At 39.9% G+C, this 22,986-nt stretch carries 16 protein-coding genes; 5 read left to right on the top strand and 11 right to left on the bottom strand.

The genetic code is table 11. The features are described 5' to 3' along the window. Positions 1–9 precede the first annotated feature (9 nt). The 7 genes from ALPR1_RS16765 to ALPR1_RS16735 all read right to left on the bottom strand — a co-directional run bounded on the left by ALPR1_RS16765 (position 10) and on the right by ALPR1_RS16735 (position 6,959). Positions 10–1,050 carry a hypothetical protein gene (locus ALPR1_RS16765; protein WP_040303827.1) on the bottom strand — a complete coding sequence of 347 codons (1,041 nt, stop codon included), beginning with the start codon at positions 1,048–1,050 and terminating at the stop codon, positions 10–12. A 31-nt stretch (positions 1,051–1,081) separates the two neighbouring features. Continuing rightward, positions 1,082–1,897 carry a hypothetical protein gene (locus ALPR1_RS16760; protein ID WP_161599241.1) on the bottom strand — a complete coding sequence of 272 codons (816 nt, stop codon included), beginning with the start codon at positions 1,895–1,897 and terminating at the stop codon, positions 1,082–1,084. Continuing rightward, on the bottom strand, positions 1,890–2,459 hold the full coding sequence (locus tag ALPR1_RS16755; RefSeq protein ID WP_008202475.1) for an RNA polymerase sigma factor: 570 nt from the start codon (positions 2,457–2,459) through the stop codon (positions 1,890–1,892). Before ALPR1_RS16755 ends, ALPR1_RS16760 begins: the two co-directional genes overlap by 8 nt. A 182-nt stretch (positions 2,460–2,641) precedes the next feature. Continuing rightward, positions 2,642–3,100 (bottom strand): carboxypeptidase-like regulatory domain-containing protein, encoded by a 459-nt coding sequence (locus tag ALPR1_RS16750; RefSeq protein ID WP_008202474.1) that lies wholly within the window; start codon positions 3,098–3,100, stop codon positions 2,642–2,644. A gap of 24 nt (positions 3,101–3,124) precedes the next feature. After that, positions 3,125–4,525 carry an MBL fold metallo-hydrolase RNA specificity domain-containing protein gene (locus ALPR1_RS16745; RefSeq protein WP_008202473.1) on the bottom strand — a complete coding sequence of 467 codons (1,401 nt, stop codon included), beginning with the start codon at positions 4,523–4,525 and terminating at the stop codon, positions 3,125–3,127. Positions 4,526–4,589: 64 nt separating this feature from the next. Further along, positions 4,590–6,542, bottom strand: a complete 1,953-nt coding sequence (locus tag ALPR1_RS16740) for a PspC domain-containing protein (protein WP_008202472.1) — start codon at positions 6,540–6,542, stop codon at positions 4,590–4,592. A gap of 87 nt (positions 6,543–6,629) precedes the next feature. Then, positions 6,630–6,959: a PadR family transcriptional regulator gene (locus ALPR1_RS16735; protein ID WP_008202471.1), complete on the bottom strand. Its 330-nt coding sequence runs from the start codon at positions 6,957–6,959 to the stop codon at positions 6,630–6,632. A gap of 393 nt (positions 6,960–7,352) precedes the next feature. Here ALPR1_RS16735 and ALPR1_RS16730 point away from each other — a divergent pair, with 393 nt between their 5' ends. The 4 genes from ALPR1_RS16730 to ALPR1_RS16710 all read left to right on the top strand — a co-directional run bounded on the left by ALPR1_RS16730 (position 7,353) and on the right by ALPR1_RS16710 (position 16,151). Beyond that, positions 7,353–8,447, top strand: a complete 1,095-nt coding sequence (locus ALPR1_RS16730) for a putative type IX sorting system protein PorV2 (protein WP_153231916.1) — start codon at positions 7,353–7,355, stop codon at positions 8,445–8,447. Further along, a complete protein-coding gene (gene porU2 / locus ALPR1_RS16725; RefSeq protein WP_008202469.1) occupies positions 8,444–13,468 on the top strand; it encodes a putative type IX secretion system sortase PorU2 in 5,025 nt (1,674 codons plus the stop codon). Before ALPR1_RS16730 ends, porU2 begins: the two co-directional genes overlap by 4 nt. Positions 13,469–13,817: 349 nt before the next feature. Continuing rightward, positions 13,818–14,897 carry a DUF1254 domain-containing protein gene (locus tag ALPR1_RS16715; protein ID WP_008202468.1) on the top strand — a complete coding sequence of 360 codons (1,080 nt, stop codon included), beginning with the start codon at positions 13,818–13,820 and terminating at the stop codon, positions 14,895–14,897. 174 nt (positions 14,898–15,071) lie between these two features. Beyond that, the gene (locus tag ALPR1_RS16710; RefSeq protein WP_008202466.1) at positions 15,072–16,151 is read left to right on the top strand and encodes a DUF1254 domain-containing protein; all 1,080 of its coding nucleotides are present in this window, start codon (positions 15,072–15,074) and stop codon (positions 16,149–16,151) included. A gap of 363 nt (positions 16,152–16,514) precedes the next feature. Here the strand turns inward: ALPR1_RS16710 and ALPR1_RS16705 are convergent, their stop codons facing one another. Beyond that, positions 16,515–17,216, bottom strand: coding sequence for a TVP38/TMEM64 family protein (locus ALPR1_RS16705; protein WP_008202464.1), 702 nt, complete (start codon positions 17,214–17,216; stop codon positions 16,515–16,517). 130 nt (positions 17,217–17,346) lie between these two features. On the opposite strand from ALPR1_RS16705, the gene ALPR1_RS16700 reads away from it, so the two are divergent. After that, positions 17,347–18,492 carry a cystathionine gamma-synthase gene (locus ALPR1_RS16700; protein WP_008202462.1) on the top strand — a complete coding sequence of 382 codons (1,146 nt, stop codon included), beginning with the start codon at positions 17,347–17,349 and terminating at the stop codon, positions 18,490–18,492. Positions 18,493–18,578: 86 nt separating this feature from the next. Here ALPR1_RS16700 and ALPR1_RS16695 read toward each other — a convergent pair whose 3' ends face one another. The 3 genes from ALPR1_RS16695 to ALPR1_RS16685 form a co-directional block, all read right to left on the bottom strand. Then, on the bottom strand, positions 18,579–19,913 hold the full coding sequence (locus tag ALPR1_RS16695) for a YfcC family protein (protein ID WP_008202460.1): 1,335 nt from the start codon (positions 19,911–19,913) through the stop codon (positions 18,579–18,581). 208 nt (positions 19,914–20,121) lie between these two features. Further along, on the bottom strand, positions 20,122–21,663 hold the full coding sequence (locus ALPR1_RS16690; RefSeq protein WP_008202459.1) for a hypothetical protein: 1,542 nt from the start codon (positions 21,661–21,663) through the stop codon (positions 20,122–20,124). 28 nt (positions 21,664–21,691) lie between these two features. Continuing rightward, positions 21,692–22,954: a serine hydrolase domain-containing protein gene (locus tag ALPR1_RS16685; protein WP_008202458.1), complete on the bottom strand. Its 1,263-nt coding sequence runs from the start codon at positions 22,952–22,954 to the stop codon at positions 21,692–21,694. Positions 22,955–22,986: the final 32 nt, after the last annotated feature.

The raw sequence follows: 22,986 nt of genomic DNA, 5'->3' as shown, positions 1-22,986 counted from the left end.
ATAGTGATATTAGAATACTATCCCAAAAGTGATTGGGTTTAACTCAGGGCCTTTTTCATCCTGAAACAGTGTGTTAAGGTCGTAGGTACTAAAGAATGTTATTCTTCCTATTCCTACTTCACCTCTTACACCATACCTGAAGTTGTTTAAGTATAACCCGGTGTTTTGCTTGTCTTTTTTACGTCCCGAACCGCCTAGTTCTCTATAGACATATTTAGACTGCCCACCCAATCGGTATCCAGCATAAGGTCCTGCAGCTATTCTAAGTCCTCTTCTTCCGTTGTCATTCATTTTCCCGAAGTCAAGTTCAAGCATGGTAGTACCCATGATGTACGAAGCAGAGACTTTACTTTTAAATCCGTCAACATCCGTTCTTTGGATAAAGTCGATCATATTATCGCCTCTAACAGCCTGAAAATCTCTGTTTTCAAATTTGAAGTTGTAGAATTGAAAGCCTAGACCAAAGTTCCAATAAAAGCCTTTGGAGAGCTTTTGTGCTGCCATGAAGTTTAATCCTACATTCCAGCTTCCCCAGCCTTTAACAGCATAAGGATTGTCGGAAGTAGGAAACTTCCCGTCGCTATTCAGGTAATTGTTGACTCCAAGATCCACATTGAAATAGGTGCGGAAGGAGGGATCTTTCCTTTTGTTGTTTCCGGGCTCCACCCTGACTTTGGTGTTTGCACCAGATTCATCGACCAGAATTCTCATTCCACCGATATAGACTTCTGTTTCATCCCAGTCCTCTCTGACTTTAACCACTTCTTTGGTAGAACCGTCTTTTTTCTTGATTTCGACGATCGTCATATCCCCTGTGTCTTCGTTTTCCTCCAGGTCCAATTCTCTGATGATCTGGTTGATATTCATCAGTTTAAGCTTTTCGAAATCCTCTTTGCTATCCACGATGATAACTACTTTTCCAGATTTTCCGAATTCTACAACAACACTGTCACTCATGACGGTTTTGTAGGTATCATTGGATGGCATGCTTCCGGCAAATCCTATTTGCACGATGGCCATCAGGCAAAATAATAATATGTATTTTTTCATGATTTGGTGTCGTTTTCTATGGGTGGTGGGTCTATTTATCAGCTCGCTCTTTTTTAGAAACCATACTTGTAAAGAGATTATTCTTAGCATCCTGAAGGTCTGCAAATCCCTGATCTACTTTGTCGAGTAGTCCCTCAACTTCATTGACTGTTTTTCCGATACCGGCAATCAAACTTTTGTCTTTAGGCTTCTCTTTAAGTCCATCAGAATAAATTTTCACACGATAAGCTGGAGCCTCGTCGGTCACTTGAGCTTCTGCTATAGTCTTATCCAAATCAGGTGCTGTAATCTGCATTTCTGGTTGGGGCAATTCTTTTTCGAGTGTTACTTCAGGTACTTCTACTTTTTGGGTTTCTGTCACCTTAGTTTCTTCCTGCGTTTCGGTCATCGCAATCAGGTTTTGAGGTGCTTCATTTTTAGCTTCTTGCTGAATAGTAGTTGGTTTGTTTAAGTTGGTTTTAGTATTCTTTTTGACTTCAGGCTGTTTAGGCTCTAGCGTATTTTCTTGAGCATTTTCATCCTGTGTAATGGTTTCTTCTTTTGGAGTAACTTCTGCTATTGTAGGAATTTCATTGAGTGTTCCTTCAGTTGCAGGAGTTTCGGTTACTTGATTGTTTGCAAGCATTTCACCTGTATCCGCACTCTGGTTTTCTGGGTATAAGAAATAGCCAGCAGAAAGCAAGATCACCACTGAAGCTGCCGCAGCCCACCAAATCCTTTGATTGGATTTTGATTCTTTGGGAAGCTCCTTTTCTAATCTTTCCCAGGCTAAAGCGCTGGGCTTGATGCTATGTTGATCTAGTTTTTCTTTGAAAACCTGATCCAACTTTTGTGATGATTTAGCCATTGTTTCTCCTTTCATTTGGTGTTAGACTGGCAATTTTTTCTTTTAAGACATTTCGGGCCCTGTTGAGCTGAGATTTGGAAGTACTTACGCTGATTCCAAGTAGGTCTGCGATTTCCTGGTGTGAGTAGCCTTCTATTGCATACAAGTTGAAGACTGTTCGGTATCCCACAGGGAGACTTTTGACCATTTCCAGTAGCTCTTGGGTTTCGAGATGAGTTAGCTCATAGTTTTGATCCTCAAACTGAGATTCATTCTCCATGTTTACTTCCATCATCAAGTGCCTATTGCTTCTTAATGTCATGAGAGCCTGGGTGACAATGATCCGCTTCATCCATCCTTCAAAACTTCCTTTGTGTTGATACTGGGAAAGTTTTTCAAAGATCTTCATGAAGCCTTCTATCATCACATCCTCTGCATGTTCCCGATCTTTTAGGTATCGGATGCAGATGGCCAAGAATTTTCCCGAATAGGTATCATACAGGTGACGCTGGGCTGACCGATCGCCTTTTAGGCAACCTTGTATTATTCCTGTTTCGGTAGAAAAATTGGTTCTGCTGAACATTATTAGTGGCTTTCATTTAGGTAGATGCGCAGCTATCAAAAATGGTTGCTTGGGTTGATAAAAAAAGTTAATGTTTTTTTCTTTTTCTTTTACGAAGGAAGTTAAAATATTTAAAATCAGAAGGTTGTGATAAAAAAAAATATTGTGTTGGGTGAAAATATTTTTTGAATTTCTAATCCAAATTAATACACCGCCTTGTAATTGATCAGGATATCTAGCAAAACCCACTCATTCTCCTTAATGGTAACAGGCTGTATATTTCCCTCTCCATCAAAAATGTTGGCAAATAATCCATCCTCTTCTACCGTTACAACGGTATATCTACCAGGACTTAAGTCTAAGGCATACTTCCCTTCTTCATCTGAAGTAACTTCTTTAACCATCTCAGTAGCAATACCGGTGATTAAGCCATTCTCAACTTTTACATCAGAGATATTCGTTATTGGATACACTTGAACTTTCCTTTTTACCAAAACCTCACTTGCATCTTCTTCTTTCTCATCACCAATTTTAGGCATTTGATTTCCTTCTATCCAGGTGATGGTGCCCACGACCCCTTGCCCTTCGGGTTGGTAGGGAGTGCATTGAAACAAACTCAAAAATAGAGTAGCAAGTAAGAATAGGTTAGCAAGTCGTTTCATTTTGATTAATAAATTACTGGTCAGCTATATGTTTTTAAACAGCATAAATGATTCCAGATATTGAGGGATGACAGTTTGCCAGCCTAATTCATCATGAAGTTTCTGACCTAAAACGGTAGCACTTTGTTCTTCACCATGAATAATAAAAGTGATTTTAGGTCTGTCTGTAAAACCTTCTGCCCAATCCATCAGCTCCTCTTGGTCTGCATGAGCGGATAAGCCATCAATTTGATATATTTTGGCTTTGACAGGAACTTCACGACCATAGATTCTCACCTCGTTTTCTCCATCCACGAGTCTCCTTCCTCTGGTCCCATAGGCTTGATATCCCACGAATATCACACTATTTTTCTCATTCGGAAGGTGATGGAATAAATGGTGTAGTACACGACCTCCAGTGGCCATACCACTGGCAGAGATAATGATTGCATTACCTCTGTACTCATTTAGAGAGCGGGATTCCTCTTGCTTCCGAAAATAATGCAGTTGAGGATGATCAAATAAGTGATGATCTTCCTCTTCCAAACAAGCGGTGAGCTGATGGTCATTTTTGTAATCTAAGTAGAGCTTGGTGGCATTAATTGCCATAGGAGAGTCCAAGAATATAGGCACCTTGGGAATCTTCCCTTTTTCCATCAGTTGATATAGGTAATACATGACTAACTGTGTTCTTCCCAAAGCAAATGCGGGAATAATGACTAGTCCGTCCCGATCAAAAGTATCTCTGATAGCTCTTCCTAATTCCTCCTCCGCTTTGACTGGCGGGCTTACCCGGTCCCCATAAGTGGATTCTATCCACAATATGTCGGCTTTTGGGATACGGGTGGGAGGGTAAAGTATAGGATCATGGTATCTTCCCAAGTCTCCGGAGAAGACTAGCTTTTTCTCCTGTGTATCTCCTTTGACGATGACTTTGACAATGGCAGCTCCTAAAATATGCCCTGCATGGTAATAGGTTACACTTACATTCGGGTTGATCTGAAAGGGTGTTTCAAATTGTTGGGGAACTAGCTGCGGAAAAACTGACTCCGCATCATCTCTGGTGTAAAGGGGTTCTGGGGATTCATGTCTGGAATAGCCTTTCTTTCGGGCATACTCTGCCTCTTCTTCCTGAAGTTTTCCAGAATCTAAGAGTAGGATTTTCGCAAGCTCCGCGGTCGCTTCTGTGCAATAGATGGGGCCTTTAAAACCTTGCTTTACTAATTTAGGAAGGTAACCTACATGATCTAAATGAGCATGGGTGAGGATTATTGCCTCCATATCTGTGGGGGGCATAGGGAATTTGTCCCAGTTTCGCTTTCGCAGATTTTTGGCACCTTGATAAAGCCCACAATCTACCAGAAACTCAAAGTCCCCGAGGTCTATTAAATACTTGGAGCCAGTAACTGCTCCGGCACCTCCTAAAAATTTAACGGTTACATCCATATCTCTAAATGTTTTGAGAACAGAAGTTACAAAAAAAGAGGCATCCAATTGGATGCCTCTAGAATTAGTCCTTTAAAAAGTAACTATCTGCAAATTTAAGTCTGGTAATGCTGTCCAGTTGGGACCGACTGAGCGAATCCAACATTTCCACACCCTCCTCTTCATCGTAATCCTCTTCGTCTTTATCCTGACAGGTGATACATACTAAGCCTGCTTGGTTAAATACCCAGACATTTCGCTGGTTCACATCCGAGGAGCGATATCCATTTCTATAAATCGTGTTTCTGATAATTTCGAGAAGTGATCTTTCCATGATGAAAGGTCTATCATAGGGTATGTTCAGAATCAGATTCACTTTTTGATCTCTAAAGCTGTCGAGAGAATTCACGTCAAAACCTTCGTCAAATGTGACTACAGAGTCTGAAACTGCATAGTTATAAGCAATATGCTCTGCGTTCTCCATAGCTTCAGCTTTAGATCTACCTCTAGAGAAAGAGTCTTTGGTTATGCTCACTAGGGTGTCAGAAGTTCCAACAAGTTTTAGTGAAACTTTATTAAAGCTTGCATCATCGCTGATTGGGTTCAGTTTCAATATCATAACCCCTTCATCTACCGGAAGCACCTCTTCACTCTTATACCAGTTTTCAGATTTGAAGAGGGCTACTATTCTTGGAATCTGGAATCCACAGATACCTACGCATAGCAACCAAAGTCCCAATGCTACCAAGCCCATTCTTCCTCCGATGATATTCTTTTTTGCCAAAACACTAAGTCCTAATAGCAAGATGATGATTCCTGGAATTATCAATAAGAAAGATGCTGCTACTACTAGCCATACGGGGATCAGGTTAGAGAAAAGCTCTATCGGGAAATTATCCATCATCACTCCGTAATCATCATTGGTGAAAATACCGAAGTATACTGCCATTGCAATCAAAGGAGCAATGGTTATTGCTAATCCCAAGAAGAATACAAAGAGTCCAAAGAGCACTCGAATCACAGCTAAGATTGCACGGCCAACAGGGCCTAGTGCTTTTCCGATAGCTTCAATCACCTGTCCAATAACTCGGAAAGGCGTAAGAAGAATTTTTCTGGTATTAGATTCTGGTACTGGAGGGATTGGGTTTTGACTTTCCTTTACCGTCGTGTCAATATTATCCAAGGTGATTTCTCCACCTTTCATCTGGATTCGCTCGGTGATAGAACTCGCTACAGGAGTGATTATCCACAGCACCAAATAGATCAGGAATCCACTTCCTCCAGCTAAAATTAGAAGTACAAAGGCAAGTCTTGTCCATATTACTTCTACGCCAAAGTAGGCTCCCAGTCCGGAAGCAACTCCACCCAACACTTTATCATCTGGGTTTCTATAGAGTTTTTTGATGTTTTTATCCTCATTGATTTCATAGGAAACTGGTAAAATTACCCAAAGGACGATGTATGCAATAACCGCTATGACGCCGAAACTTAAACCGAATCGGAAATTGTCAAAAGGGAAAATGTCAAAGAATCCTGAGTTAAAGCGGATATTTCCACTGAATAACAAAAGGATTCCGATCAGACGAGTCCAAAGCGGGTCTATGGCAAAATAATGAGCTATACCAGCACAAACTCCACCCAGAATTTTCTTATTCTCTAATCTGACCAGTTTTTTATAACCTCCTTTTTCAGAATGTGGAGGGGTCACATATTTATAATAATCTTCAGACTTTGGCCCTGCTTTTTCATATTCTTCCTCAATCTTTTCTTCTTCCACAGTGGCAAAATCAGCAATGGTCCCCATTTTTTCAATGAGTTTCTCCACATTTTCTGCGGTGATTACCTGCTTATTGTTCTTGAGGTTGCTCAGGAAAATTTCGGCAATACGATTCTCTATATCCGAAATGATTTCGTGATTGTCTTTATAAGAAGAGAAATGCTTATTGATCGCGTCGAGATACTTCCGAAGGGAATCGTACCCGTCTTCTTCGATGTGGAAGAGAATTCCACTGATGTTGATGCTTATCGTCTTTTTCATGTGTTGTTCATTTTAAGGTTGCCACATGGGATCTCGCGGGTGATAGAGAAAGCTTGATCCGTATATGTGCTACTCAATTTCATAGGTTCAATTCTTAGAGGTGATTTGTTCGGTGGAATTGACTAATGAAGTCCAGGTAGTAGAAAGCGTACCTAGAAATTCTTTACCTTCCTCGGTGATCGAATAATATTTCCGAGGTGGACCTGATTCTGATTCTACCCATCGGTATTGAACTAATGAGGCAGATTTCAGTCTGTTGAGTAGCGGGTAAAGTGTGCCCTCGACCACGATCATCTGCACTTGAGTCAGTTCATCTATTAAGTCTGAAGTATACACCTCGCCCCGAGAGATAATGTGCAAAACGCAAAATTCGAGAAGCCCTTTGCGCATTTGAATCTGTGTGTTGGCGACATTCATATTTAGGTGATTTATTTTCCTTTCAAATGGAAAATTTTATTTCCGTTTGATCTTTTTAATAGAAAAATGATACCAATCTTTTCCAAGCTACCTTGTATAACCTAATTCCTTGCGATAAAGAGGGGCTTTCCATTGCCTATTATCTAAAAAACCTCATCTGTTTGCTTTTAATGCAGTTTTCTGAATTTTAAAAATCTTTTAAAAAAAAATGACCCAAAGTGTAACATTTTCAATCTTCCCTAAATAGTGCAAAATTATGAACAGAATTGTGTTCGGGGACGTACACACTTTCTGATTTTGAAAAAGAAAAAAGCCTAGGAATAACAAGGACTTAGATATTTGCTTTATTTTGGTTTTGTGAAGGAAAAGCAACTAGGAATAATTTACTTTTTGATGCTTTTGGCTTGTATGTTTTGTTTGCCAAAAGACGTAAAATCCCAATCAATTGCCCCGAAATATTCCAATGAATTCTTAAGTATTGGAGTGGGAGCAAGAGCCCTTGGGATGGGAGGAGCACAAGCCGCAGCGGCAAGAGATGTGACTGCAGCCTATTGGAATCCTGCCGGGCTGCTTGGTATCCAGCATAAATATGAGTTTACCTTAATGCACTCCGAATATTTTGCAGGAGTAGCACAATACGATTATCTGGGCTTTTCTACCCCCATCAAATCAGAAAGCCAGGTAGCAGTATCTCTGATCCGATTTGGAGTGGATGACATTCCTGATACTCGATTTTTATATGATGCCAACGGGGCCCTGAATTATAATAATATTCAATTCTTCAATGCGGCCGATTATGCCTTGTTATTGAGCTATGCCCGGGATTTATCTGATAAATTTAAAGTGGGTATGAATGCCAAAATCATCCATAGAAATGTAGGGAAATTCGCCCAAGCTTGGGGATTTGGATTGGATGTAGGAGGTATTTATGTGAAAGATCGATTGACAGCTGGATTAATGATTAGAGATATTACTTCCACCTTTAATGCCTGGTCACATAATGCAGAATTGGTCAAGGAGATTTATGCTCAAACTGATAATGAGGTTCCGATTAACTCCGTTGAATTGACTTTACCTCGGGCGATTGCCAGCATAGCCTATGATTGGAAATTGGGTAGCAACTTCAATCTGCTTACTGTGGCTGATTTAGATATGACTTTTGATGGAGAGAGAAATACCATTATCAGCACTTCCTTTATGAGTATTGATCCCAAAATAGGGATAGAAGCTGGATTTCAAGGAATTGCCTATCTAAGAGCAGGTCTTGGAAATTTTCAGTATATCAAGGATTTTGACGGAAGTAAGAGCTTGAATATACAGCCAAGTATGGGGCTTGGGGTAGTGCTAAGCCAAAAATTTCAAATTGATTATGCTCTTTCTGACATTGGTAATGTGTCTGATACTCCTTATTCACATGTCTTTAGCGTGAAAGTAAGTTTGGAGAAACTGGATCCAGAATTTAGAAAATTTAAAGGTTGGGATAGATGAAAAAAGCACTGATTCATATTCTCCCAATATTATTGTTGCTTCTTTCCTCAGAAGCTTTTGCTCAGCAAGTAGCTTGGTATTCTTACGATCAAACTTATTATAAAATACCTACCGCAAAAGATGGGATTTATAGAATTTCACCTGATGTTTTAACAGCCTCAGGTATTGATATTAATAACCTTGATCCCCGAAATATTCAGCTATTCCACAGGGGCAAAGAGGTAGCAATTTATATTTCAGGGGAAGATGATGGGAAGCTAGATCCAAGCGATTACATTGATTTTTATGGAATAAGAAATGACGGGACTTTAGATAGTTTACTTTACACCAAGTTTGATAAACTTCCCAACCCATATTTTAACACCCATTCTGATACCACAGCTTTTTTCCTGACAGTCTCATTAGGTCAACAAGGAATGAGGATGAATCAACGAAATGCTCCCCAGGCCAATCAACCCATTGTTAATTCCTATGCTTCTGAAAAGCTGGAGGTTTTTGGAGAGCAGTATTCTCTGGGTGTAGGTTATGCATTTGATTTTCGACTTTCATCATATGATCAAGGGCAGGGCTGGATGAGTACTTTAATTAGAAAAGGAGATTCAAGACAGGTGACATTTTCTGGTTTGGGAAGCCCAAGAAATTCAGGAACTGCTCAACTGGAAATTGGGCTAGTAGGAAGATCTTTACATAATCACGTTGCTCGTATTTCTGCAGGTCCAAATGCCAATTCCCAACGAGTGATACAGACCCAAAATTACTATGGTTATGAGTATCCCCAATTGACAATTCCGCTCAACATGAGTGATTTTAATCCAGATGGATCTTTGGTGATTACTCTGGAATCAATCGGGACAGAAGGAGCGGATAATCAGTCTATTGCATACGCCAAAATTGTATACCAAGAGAATGTTGTCAATGGAGAGTTTGATACCGAGCTATTTATTCTGCCTCCAGGAAATCAGCAAATAAAGATTCCTCAGGTGACTGGAAACTATGAGGCGTTGGAGATTTCTGATTACTACCAGCCTGAGAAAGTTGAGCTTTTACAATCGGGGGGAGAGTTGAGTTTCCAAGGAGCGATAGTAGGCGATAGCAGTAAGGTTTGGGTTCAAAGTGAAGCTTCTTTGATTCCTGTAGAAAGAATGAAAACGGTGAATTTTAAGAATTACCTTTCACAGGAAGCAGACTATATTTTGGTGGGGCATCATGCCTTGGAGATTCCTGCGGATCAATTTCAAAATCCATTACAATCCTATGCCGAACATAGAGCTTCTCCTTTGGGAGGGGGATATAAAACTCTTACCATTTTTATGGAAGAGATCTATGATCAATATGGCTATGGAGAAGAGGGGCCAACGGCTTTGTTTGAGTTTTTGAGAACCTATTACCCTGCACATCAGCCTACTCATTTACTTTTGGCGGGAAGGTCATTGACAATGTATTCCACAGCTAGGCAAAATGGCGTCAACTATTTTTACAGAAATAATCCATCTGCTTTTTCTTTTCAAAACTTAGTGCCTCCCGGGGGATATCCTACAGCCGATAATAATTTTGTGGTTGGGCTGGATCCAAGTCAGCCCCTGGTTCCTGCGATGGCAGTGGGAAGAATTCCGGCAAAGAATTCCCAGCACCTGGCCGATTACCTTAGTAAAGCCATAGAAAAAGATGCTGTGGGTGTCAGCGAACCTTGGCAAAAAGAGTTGATTCACCTGAGTGGCGGGGTTTCTGAATTTGAGCTCAACCGTTATTTCAACTTTCTCAATAATTATAAAACCATCGCTGAAGGACTGTACTTGGGAGGAAATGTAACCACCTACAGAAAGAGGTCGAACTCTACAGTGGAATTGATTGATATCACCGGGGATCTTAATGAGGGTAGATCATTAGTGACTTTTTTTGGTCATGGTTCGCCGACTGTGATCGATATTGAAATCGGATTTGCCTCAGACCCTACACTAAATTATCAAAACAGAGGAAAGTATCCTGTGATGCTTTTCAATGGCTGTGATTATGGAAATGCATATGGAACCGTGTACACCCAAAGTGAGGACTGGGTGATTACTCCGGAGAAAGGCGCTTCCAATGTGATGGCAAATACCGCAATTGGAGTAGATGTCATCCTAAATCGATATTCTGATTCTTTCTATTCCACAGCTTTTGCTGATAGCAGCAGTATTTATAAGACAGTAGGAGAGGTAAAGCAGCTTGGCGAGATTGATTTTGTAAATCGCTATGGAACCTCGCCTTTGAGTTATTCACATATGGAGCAAATGGTGCTTTTGGGAGACCCTGGCGTTCGTATGTTCCCCGCGGACAAAGCGGATTATTCTCTGGATGAGACCGAGGTTTTCTTCGAAAGCTTTAATGAGGATCCACTCAATGCACTTTCGGATAGTATCAAGCTGACTTTTGTTTTGAGAAATATCGGGATTGTCAATACGGATTCTGTAACCTATCAAATTAAAAGAAAGCTTCCTGACGGGACCGAATTTTCTTACGATGCCATTGAAATTCCTTATGTATCGAGAAAGGATACGCTGGTTTTTTCTGTACCAAACATTGGGATCAACGCAGCTGGTGACAATGTTTTTACGCTGGAAGTAAACAAAGCCAGGTCAATTCCTGAACTGACTTACACCAATAATTCTATTTCTGTGACAGAGTTTATTCCTTTGAGCGGAACGATGAATTTATATCCATTAAACTATGGAATAGTCTCTGAAACTGATGTCAATTTAGTCTCTCAGATTCCGGGCAAAACCAATGAGGAAAGGACAATCATCCTGCAGTTAGACTCCACATCCAACTTCAATTCGGCCTTTAGAAAAGAGATTCGTATTACCACTAGTGGTTTGGTCGATTGGCCTGTGAGTTTGATGAGCTCAGGGGATTCTGCAACCTATTTCTGGAGAAGTAAATTTCAGGAACCACAGGCGGGAGAAAATGATGCCTGGACCCAATCCAGTTTTTCCTTGATACCCAATGGCCCATCAGGATGGACACAAAGAACGATTTCCCAGTTGGAAGAAAATCAATTGGAAAACCTGGAGGTGAACCCACAGCGGAACGCCTTTAAATACGTGGATAAGAAGTTGGGTTTTGAGGTGTTTACCGTCGGTGCAGGTGTGGATACCTTGAGTTTTAGAAATACCCAGTTTTATCTGGATCAGGTGCCTCAGATTATCGATAATGTTAATAATGCGAATAGCAGACTCTGCCCGAACGGTTCGTTGGGCTTGGTGGCTTTTGATCAAAAAAGCCTGATGCCTTACCTCGCTATTCCGGTTCCGGGTTTCGATATTCTTGATTCGCGAGCTTGTGGTAGAGTTCCTCAGGTGATTCAGAGTATTCAGAATTCTTGGATAACTACACCAGGTCAAACCGTCTTGGAGCAATATGTGAAAGGCGTCAAAGAAGGAGATTTTGTAGTGATTTTTTCTGTTGGAAATGTAACTTTTGATGCTTGGCCAGATGAAGCTTATGCTTTGCTCAAAGAGTTTGGAGCTAATGAAGCTACACTAAGAAATTTACAAACTGGTGACCCTTATATTCTGTATGGGCAGAAAGGAATGAATCCTGGAGAGGCGATGGAGATCATCGGTAAATCAAATCAGGAATTTCCTCCAAATCAACAGACCCTATCCTTTAAGACCGATCTGGAAGGTTATTTCACACAAGGCATGATCATTACTCCTAGAGTAGGTCCGGCTTCTAATTGGGAACGATTTTTTCAAAATGTCAATGCAAGAACTTGGATCAACGAAGAGGAATTCACCTATTTCGATGTATTGGGTGTCAAAAATGACGGAAGCGAAGAGCTGATCTTGGAAAACACTTATGAAGAGGAAATAGCCTTGGATTTCATTGATGCAGAAACCTATCCTTATTTGAGGCTGAGATATAGAATGAATGACCCAAACTCCACAGCTCCGGCTCAACTCGATAGGTGGCAGGTGAATTATTCTGGCGTTCCAGAGGGAGCTTTGACGGTGAATACATCCCAGGAACAAATCAATTTGAGGGAAGGGGAGCAGACCAGTATTGGAATGAGCTTTAAAAATATTTCTAAATACAATTTCTTGGATTCCATTCAGGTAAACTGGAAGTGGACAAACGTAGCTTCTAAAAAGGTGGAGGAATTCTCCAAAAAATTCCCTGCGCTCAAAGCAGGAGAGTCTTTCGAATTTGCCATTGATTTTAGCTCTATAGGAAAGGGAGGAGTAAACGAACTGGAAGTCTTTGCCAATCCAAGGATTCAGCAGGAGCAGACTTTTAGGAATAATCAGGTGGACTTTGGTCCCTATGTTTTGGTGGAGGCTGATGAAAGTAGCTCTGTATTGGATGTGAATTTTGATGGTATTTACATTATGGATGGAGATATCGTTTCTCCAACTGTAATGGTGACAGCCCAGTTGATCAATGATCAAACGCTACTTTATAAAAAGGATACTGTGGGCTTGGATATTTTCCTCAAGCAAAACTGTGAGAGCTGTGAGTACAAGCGAGTGAATTTTTCTGATCCTAATCTCAATTGGTCTCCAGCTTCTGAAGATGCCCGCTTTAAAGTTTCCTTTTTGCCTGGACCTTTAGAAGATGGGATGTACACCCTGAGGGTGGCAAATGCGGATTCCGAGGAGCCCTATGAAATAAGTTTTGAGGTGATCAATGAGTCCCAGATTACTAATTTCTATCCCTATCCTAATCCATTTAGTACGAGCGTTCGCTTTGTGTTTACAGTAACAGGTGCTGAGGTACCCGACGAAATCAAGATTCAGATTATGACTGTGACTGGAAAGGTGGTTCGGGAGATTTTGCAAAACGAACTGGGACCTTTAAGAATCGGAAATAATATCACAGAATATGCCTGGGATGGGAAAGATGAATTCGGTGATCAACTAGCAAATGGGGTTTATATCTACCGCGTTCTAGTTAGAAAAGATGGGCAGTTTATGGAGCATCGACCTACTGCCGGTGACAAGGCCTTTAAGAAAGGTTATGGAAAGATGTATTTGTTACGATAGTTGAGAAGAAAAAAAATAATAGCAGAGAAAACAGTAACTATTTACCCGAATCAGGAAAATAAAGATGGTTTTGTAGTGACAATAAATAAGTTGGCAAACATTCCCCACACTAGCCCGCCCGAATTTGATGAAGAAAAGGTATCAATTCCTACAAGAGCTATTGAATTTCTCCCACTTTCTATAAATCCGTATAATTCTCATATACAATTTTTTAGGATTTAGTAATTTTACCATTAGTCAGAATTAAATTAAACAACAAGAATATACTGACGGGAAAAATCTGTGCTTGATGGTGATTTTGCTTTACCCGAAGTAATTAATTACAGTTATTCATTAAAAGATTATTACGATGAAAAAATTAGCAATTGCCTTAATTGGTTTAGCTCTACTTTCCTGCAATAGCGGGAAGAAAACAAAAGAAAATGAAAAACCAGCCTATGCAAAAGAATACACGGAAGACGGTAAAATTTTGGTGGATGAAATCAACTTTACCATCGCAGAGACCGACTTATACATGGTCAATCACTCTAAAGAATATGAGGTAAACACTTTCAGGCATTCCAGAAAAATGTCAGATAAAGACAATCAATTCGTAGTTAGAGAGAATCAAGACGTCATGTATTCTCACGCAGTAGTAGATATTTCCGAAGGTGCGACGTTGGTCAATCCTGATTGGGATGTCTATTCTGTCATTCAGGTTATTGATGAAAATGAGTACACTATTGGAGTCGTTTATCCTGGCGAATCCAAAACCTTTACTACAAAAGATGTAGCTCTTGGAAATCACATATTCCTTAATATGAGAACAGGTGTTCGAACCCTAGACTCATTGGGTTATGCAGAAGCACATGAACACCAAAACAAAGTTCAGATTTTAGCCAACTCAAGTAAACCTTACCAAGCCAAAGGATTTGATACAAAAACTTTGGACGAAACAAGAGTAAGATTGAAAGGCAGAATGGCTGAAGCAAATAAACCGGAGTTTTATTTCGGCTCCAAAGAAGAAGTTGACTCATTACAATTTTTAATAGCTTCTGCTGTTGGCATTTTTGGTCTGCCGGTAGAACATGCTGCATATCTTAATACGATTCAACCAAGTAATGAAATTCAAGAAGGAAAATGTGCCTCCTTAACACTCCCCGTTCCACCTATACAATTTGATAAAGGAGGATTCTTCTCTGTTACTACTTATAATAAAGAAGGGTGGATTGCTACTGACAACTTTGCGCTAAACAACAGAATGGCTGAAGCAAATGCAGATGGCACCTACACCTTCCATTTCAACTGTCCTGATGCTAAAAACAATATCGACGTAGTTGATGGATGGGCAATTCTAATAAGGCTTTATCGTCCAGAAAGTAAAGAAGCAATTTTGGACTATATGAAAACTGCTACCGAAACCATAAAATTTGAATTGTTAGAAGAATAAAAACTCTTGCCAACATTTTGAATAAGTAATGGCAGGGAAAGTGCTAAATATCAAGGTTTGTAGCCCACTTTTACTGCAAAGCGGTTTGGCAGGGAAGAAGCCTACAATCTGCCACTACTCATACATTTCAAAACAGAAAATAATTGAATATTTTATACATTAAAACTTGAAATTATGAGAATCTTAATCCTTTTTTCAATCTTAGCTCAGCTATTGAGCGGATGTAATTCATCAAATAAAAAGAACAAAACTGAAAAACTGTCTGATGTTAAAGAAATGACAGATGACCAAGCTACCGTTAGTGTAAACGAAGAGAATTATGCATTGGCGATGGCAGACATGGCCATGCAAAGAGAGTTTGAGCAAGGAGCAAATAACACCAATTGGCATCATCATTATGATATCATGGAGCTGGATAAGCAACCTGCTCCGATGATGAACCGTGATACGAAATATTCATTTTCCATTTTAGATGGAGGTGGTGATGTAGCAATTACCCTACCGGAAACTGATGGACGTTATATGTCATTGCACATATGGAATCACGATCACGTAACTTACAAAGTTTTCTATGGACCCGGACGATATGTTATTCCGGCATCGGTTACTAGTGACTATTTTGTAGCCAATGTAAGAACACAGGTAGATTCTAAAGACCCTGAAGATGTAAAAAAATCAAGTGAATTCCAGAATCAATTGAAAATTGAATACTTAGACGGATATCAACCAAAACCATTTAGGGCGACTAAGTGGAACATGGACGAGTTCAATAAAATTCATCAGAAATATGTTGAGATTGCCAACCAGCAAGGTATCATGGGCACAATGGGCACTATAGATAATCCGGTTTCGTTAGAAGACCGCAACAGAGGTGTTGCTATTGGCACCGGACTTTTACCTGATAAAGATGCGGTGTATTTAACGGGCAAGTATGATGTGAATAAAGGAAACAAATATCAAGTGACCTATGCAGTACCTGAAATGGTCAATCCTGAATTGGGCTTTTATTCTATTACAGTGTATGGTGATGACCAGTACCTAAAAACAGATATGGGTTCTACTCTTAGTAACAGGGATATCAAGTTAAATCCTGATGGAAAATCATTCACTATAACATATGTTTTTCAAGAGGATTTTGATAATTCAGAAAATCAATTGGTCATTCCTACAGAGACATTTTGGATAAACTTTCGTGTATATATGCCCGGGCAATCTATCATCGATGGTGAATATATACTACCAACAGTTAAATAATTAATAGTCTACACAAATAGACCAAGTTAGAAACGTTTGCTAACATTTTGTATAAGTAATGGTAGGCAATACGGCAAATAGTAAAGTTTGTAGCCAACTATAACCACATAGTAGTTTGACAAGAAAGTACCACGGAATCTGCCACTACTCATACAATTTACCGTTAAAGCGTGATTATCTTTCTCCTTTCGCGATCCCAAATACGTTTTGATTTGCAGAGATTTTAAAATCTTCAAGATGCCTACTGCGACCGACATCAATAATGCCTTCGATATACGCGACTTTTGTCGCTCCAGTGCTCAGGCTGACATTTAGAATGACTGATTACTGCTTACTGCAACCTACCTCCAGTAGGCAAGCTGCTTACTGAGGTCGCTTACTCTTTTTCACATATCCATAAATCCCCCATACTCCGACTATCAATAGACCCAATCCTATTGCCCATTGAAGAGGAGTGTTTAGAGATTCTTTGGCGGCGAGATAGGAACTTGCAGCTACTCCCAAGCTGAATGCAATGACAGTTCGGGTGAGCATCCCAGGAATTCCATAAATCAGCACTTTTGCAATACTGACTTTTAGGGAAGCAAAAAGGAAATTGGAAATAGCAAAAGGTACGACAGGACTGATACGTACAAAAAACACTAAGGAACCTTCTTTTTCTTTTCGTGCCTCAACCTCTGCTTTGAACTTGGGATTTTTCTTAAAGACTTTTTCTGAGAGATCAGTATTGATCAATTTACCTATACCATAACCTATTACGGAAGCCAAGGAGTAACCTAAAATTAAAAAAGGTAGGGAAACCCAACCGAAATAAAAGCCTGAAGCTAAAGCGATCAATGTGGTGGGAAGCAAGGCCAATCCCATAAGTAATGCTCCGATAATGACATATACTAAGAAATCTATGGCTTGGCTAAGGCTATATTTTGATAGGAAATCATAGTTCACCGCAAAAATCGCAGAGCCGATAAATGGCATACATGTGACCCAAAGCCAGGCTAGGATGCCCGTAGGGTGATGTCCAAAGTAGGAGGAAATTGTTTTGAAAATACTGCCCTTTTTTGTCATCTTTGATCAGCTTTGGGAAAGAGTATTCTTCCCAGCGCTTGCAAGTTTAGCAAGTGAAACCCGAATACACCCTATTAGGAAGGAAAAATTCCTTTAACAAGATTCAAAAAGAATAAAACCCCAGATAGATATGAAATTTGGAACCAAAGCCATCCACGCAGGAGTAGAGCCAGATCCAAGCACCGGAGCCATTATGACTCCGATTTATCAGACTTCCACTTATGTGCAGCGCTCTCCAGGCGATCATAATGGGTATGAGTACTCCCGAACGCACAACCCAACCCGAACTGCATTACAGAATAACCTGGCTGCGCTGGAAAATGGAAAACATGGAATTTGCTTCTCCTCCGGTTTAGGTGCTATTGATGCCGTGGTGAAACTCTTCAATCCAGGGGATGAGATTATTTCCACCAATGACCTTTATGGTGGAACCTACCGTCTGTTTACCAAGGTTTTTGAGCGATATGGAATCAAATTCCACTTCGTTCCCATGGGCGATCCAGAATCCATCACCGAGTATATCAACGAAAAGACAAAAATGATTTGGGTAGAGACTCCAACTAACCCAATGATGAATATCATAGATGTGGCAGGAGTGGCTAAAGTGGCCAAAGCACATAAAGTCCTGCTTGCAGTGGATAACACTTTTGCTTCCCCCTACCTTCAAAACCCTTTGGATCAGGGAGCGGATATCGTGATGCATTCTGTAACCAAATATTTGGGAGGGCACTCTGATGTGGTGATGGGAGCCTTGGTATTGAATGATGATGAAATTGCAGACCAACTGGTCTTTATACAGAATGCCTGCGGTGCTACACCAGGTCCTCAGGATTGTTTCTTGGTCCTTCGAGGCATCAAAACCCTGCATTTGCGAATGGAGCGTCATAGCCAAAATGGCAAAACCATTGCAGCTTATTTAAAGACGCATCCTAAAGTAGATAAAGTGTACTGGCCAGGATTTGAGGATCACCCGAATCATGCCATTGCTAAAAAACAAATGCGTGATTTCGGGGGGATGATTTCATTTACATTGGTTGGCAATAAGCAAGAGGATGCAGTCAAGGTAATGGAGAACTTTCAGCTTTTTGCTTTGGCAGAATCACTGGGCGGAGTAGAATCTCTTTGCGGACACCCTGCCTCTATGACCCATGCGAGTATTCCTAAAGAAGAGCGGGAAAAAGTGGGGTTGGTTGATTCTCTGATCCGACTAAGTGTAGGAGTAGAAGATGCTGAGGATTTGAAACAAGATTTAGCAAACGCCTTAGCTAAAATCTGATTTTAGAAAGTCTATAAAATGAAAACCAGTCGAATAGGCTGGTTTTTTTGTTGAAGTTTAGATCATTTCAATCTTGCCTTGTCGCTTTACTGATATCCAATTTGTATTCCAATCAGGATAGCTACTGCAGCAATTGCAAAAATGATTAAAACCGGTTTGATAATAAACTTGATCCAATCATTGTACTTTACACCCGCCAGTGCGATCACAGCCATTAATGCCCCATTGGTGGGTACAATCAAGTCCATTGTGATCGTGCCATATTGATAGGCCAGCACGGTTACTTGTCTGGAGAGCCCTATCAAATCAGACAAGGGGGTTAAAATAGGCATGGTTAAAATAGCCTGTCCGGAATAGCTAGGAATTGGGAAATGTAGGATGGATTGGGAAAACATCATTAAAACTGCAGATACAGAAGGAGGCACATTTTTTAAAGGAGAAAATAATCCGTGGACAATCGTATCAATAATAACTCCCTCACTTAAAACAAGTGAAATACTATTGGCCAGTCCTATGATGACGCAGGCAAAAATCATTTCCTTAAAGCCACCGACATATAATTCGGTGGTCTTGTTGATACCGAATTTGGCGATGAGACCAGACACTAAACCTAAAGCAAAAAAGCAAGCCGACATTTCTTCAAAACCCCAACCTAAACTAACCAGACCGTAAGTCACAATTCCAAATGTGATACCGAGTAAGGATAATATGAGCTTACTTCTTTTGGTAAGGCCATTCACATTTAAGACTAAGGTTGATTTCTCCACCCGATGCTTTCTAGCATATTGGACAACAATTACTATCCAAACTAAAGAGGCGATCAGAAGAAATGTTAACCTGAATTCTAAGCCAGAAAGCAATTCCAACTGGGCCTCTTGTTGGGCTATTACAACTCCAAAAACATTAAATGGGCTAAATGCTGCACCCACTGTTGCAGACCCGAAAGTAGCACTTAAAATAGTCAATGGATTGTATCCTAGAGAGCGTCCAAAAAGCATGAGCACAGGCACCATAGCGATAATTTCTTCCTGCATTGCGATTGTAAAACCTGCTGCCAGAAACAAGATGGTAAGCGTAATTAATGCTAAAAGTTCCTTTCCTTTTAGAAGAAGGATTAATTGATTTAAGCCCTGATTTAATGCACCTGTCTTCTCTATGATATAGAAACATCCTCCAAGCAATAGAATCAATACAATTAAGCTTCCTCTTTCAGCAATACCTCTGGGAATAGCTAACAGTAGATCAAAGGGAGAAAGATGTGGTGCGTCTTGTTGTGTATAGGAGTTGGGAACCACTATAGTTTGTTCTGTTTCAGGGTTGAATTCCCGTTGGTAAGTTCCTTTGGGAATTAAAAAAGTCAGAATCCATCCAAAAATTATTGCTACTAAAATTATGACAAAGGCATTGGGAAATTTCTTCATTTTATGCTCATTGATGATAAATAGGAAATGGGCGATGTTATACTTTCAAACTCAAAAAAAACGGTAATTGACAATAGTAAAAAGCTTCTGAAAATACATTGGTAAATTCAGCTGTGCAAGGAGATGAGATAATTTGAAAAATAATATTTGGTTTTAGGGGGATTGAGAGGGTAATTAATTGCTTTCTGAATTGAAAAATCTGGAGTATTTAATTTTTTAGCTGCTCTAGTCGTATAATGGCATTTTGGTTATTTGGATTCAGATTGAGTGATGTCTGAAAGCTTTCAATAGCCTTTTCATTGTTACCCAAGAATAGATATCCCTCAGCGAGACTATCATAAAGGTTGGCAGAATTTGGATAAAGCTTAGTTGCTAGTTGGAAAACATTGATGCCTTGTTGGGAAGTCTTAGGGTTGAAAATTAGTTGAAGCCCAATTGTGTTAAGGTTTCCTTCAGGTAGCTTCAAGGAAGGATGTTCTTTTAAGATGGAGCTATAGAGTTGAAAAAGGTTTTCATAATTCTGTTCTGAAGCTAAATCATTGAAATCCTGAAAACTGAAAACCTTGCGTTCCCCTTGTTTGACCATTTGGCTTATTAACCCTTCCTTCGATGTGTTTTCCTCTGGTCTGGTTTCCAAAAATGCCATTCCATTTTCGTCTTCTTTTAAATAGGCGTTTAAAAAATTCAATGTATAATTTGAGACCCATTTATAAGACTCCATGATTTCAGGATCGCTTTTATCCTGCCGAGGGTCTCTTTCACTAAAAAGAATCCCGAGAGAACTGAAATAAGAATGGGTTAGATGATGAAATTTTAATCGATAGGTTTGACCTTTCCTGACGCTGTCATATAACACAAATTTTGAATTGAGCTCAGGCGCTATTTTATCCTCCTTCAATACGATATCAGGAATGTCTTTTTGGGCCATATGAAGATATGGCACATCCATTTTATCGAGATTGAAGGATAGTGATTTTTCAAGAAGTTCATATTGATACCTTTCCGTCCCATCCAAACTGACTATAGCTTTGATACGATCATTTCTCATTTGGGCTATGATGTTGGATAAACCCCCAAAGCTAAAACCCATAACTGCAAATTTGCTGTAGTCGGCTATAGCTAAATTGCCGGCTTCTTTGATCAAAAACTCCACATCCCGGGCTTGTGTTTCTATTTCCATAGCCAGATTATTGCTAAACCAGCGAGTATCCGTTCCTCGGCTAGGACTGGAAATCACAAGGTATCCATGGCTGGCTAGAAATTCACATAGGGCAAAATTTTCAATTGAGGATGCCTGGAAGCTAGCAGTGTAAATGATCACTGGGAATTTTCCTTTGGCAAAATCAATTTCTGAATAGGCCTTGGTTTGTTCTTTTAGATGAAGTTGATTTTCAGGCGTATTGGGGTAGTAGAACCAATTTAAGAGTTGATCGTTGGGAAGGTTTTCCCATTCCTCTTCTTCCTTTAAAATTTCAAAGTAGTTTAAAACCTGCAAAGGGGACTTATTTCCTAATTTCTGTTCGGAAGGGTACCAAATGCTAACCGGTATCGGTCTTGCTATTTTATGATTGGTGTATTCATAGGCTCGGCTATATGTTCTCGTGCTGTCTGAGACAGTATAATGTTTGAAACCTACCTTGTAATCCCCATGATTGAGGTTGATTTCATTCAAAGAAGTTTGCCCCAGAAGTAGATTTCCATGAAAGATTATTAAAAGGGTTAATAGCTGTCTTTTCATGGATTTTTTCATAACCCACAATTTAAGAAAATACCCGCTCTTAGGAAATCGAAGCAGTTTTCTGGAATTTATTCCTTTTTCGAATGATCAAGACACCAAAGGAGATTATTAAAAGGTATCCAATTACTAGTAATGTCAAAAGGAAGGGGATGTTGCGCTGCATGACCACAAAGTCCGCAATACCAGCCTTCCAAAACATCCACTCATCAGCCAAAATGGAAGCCATATCTCTATTTCCTGTTTCTAAAATGATAATTCCAGATTTAGAATCCAGATCAATTCTCGCGGCCGTATTTATTGCATTATTTCCACTGCCGTCATGTCCTATTATTTTGGAATTTGGATCATTTTGGCTGTAAAGGTGAGGACCTAAGCCATAAACCTCAATATCACCAATAAAAGTCTCCGCTTTGGCCATGGATTGAATAGTTTCCTGAGAAAGGACCCTGTTTTCCGAAATGTTAGCGATTAAAAATTTTGCTAAATCTCCTGTGCTGGTGTACAGTCCTGCAGCAGCTAAAGCCGTGAATTTGTTCATAGGTCTTATGGTGCCATCATCCTTAAAAATCTGGACAAATTGAGGGGATGGGTTTTGCTGGTATTCAAAAGTAGAATGTACCATGTTTAATGGCTTCAGTACCTCCTGCTCCATGAATTCTTTAAAAGATTGTCCGCTGATTTCTTCTATCAGTAACTGCAATATCGTATAGCCAGCCCCAGAATACATGTATTGGCTACCAGGTTCATATCCTATAAATGCCCTGCCTTCGGAATAGCCGCTATCTGAGGCTTTCGTTAAGGACTCTTCAATTGTCTGGATTGGTTCATTGGCAGGAAAACCATCATATCCCAAACCATCAATTAGCCCAGAAGAATGGGAGAGGAGTCTTCTAACAGTCACCTGACTATTGTCAAAATCACTTTTGGGTAAATGCCATCTACTTAGATATTCATCTACAGGCGTATCCAAATCAAGTTTTCCTTGCTCTACCAATTTCATGACTCCAAAGGAGGTGATCCACTTACTAATTGAGGCAACAGGAAAAATGGATTGGTCATTGACGGGTCTGTCTACGGAGTAAGTGAGTTCTTCAGATATTTCACCGTTTTCAATCAGTATCATAGCGAAATTGCCAACAAACTCTTCGGCTATTCTTTCTTTAGTAGCTTCAATAAATCCCTCTGGACTGTCTTTTGAAGTGATACCTTTTAAGAGAAATCCTTCAACAAATCCCAAACCGATAAAGGCCGTCCAAATGAGTATCGCAAGAAATAGTAAGGCGATGTATTTAAATGTTCTCATGGGCAACTGACAAATAGCATATCTAGTACGAT

It is taken from the genome of Algoriphagus machipongonensis (assembly GCF_000166275.1).
GTDB classification, from domain to species: domain Bacteria; phylum Bacteroidota; class Bacteroidia; order Cytophagales; family Cyclobacteriaceae; genus Algoriphagus; species Algoriphagus machipongonensis.
The sequence above is the reverse complement of the archived record's forward strand: the minus strand, read 5'-3'. Positions and strand labels throughout refer to the sequence as shown.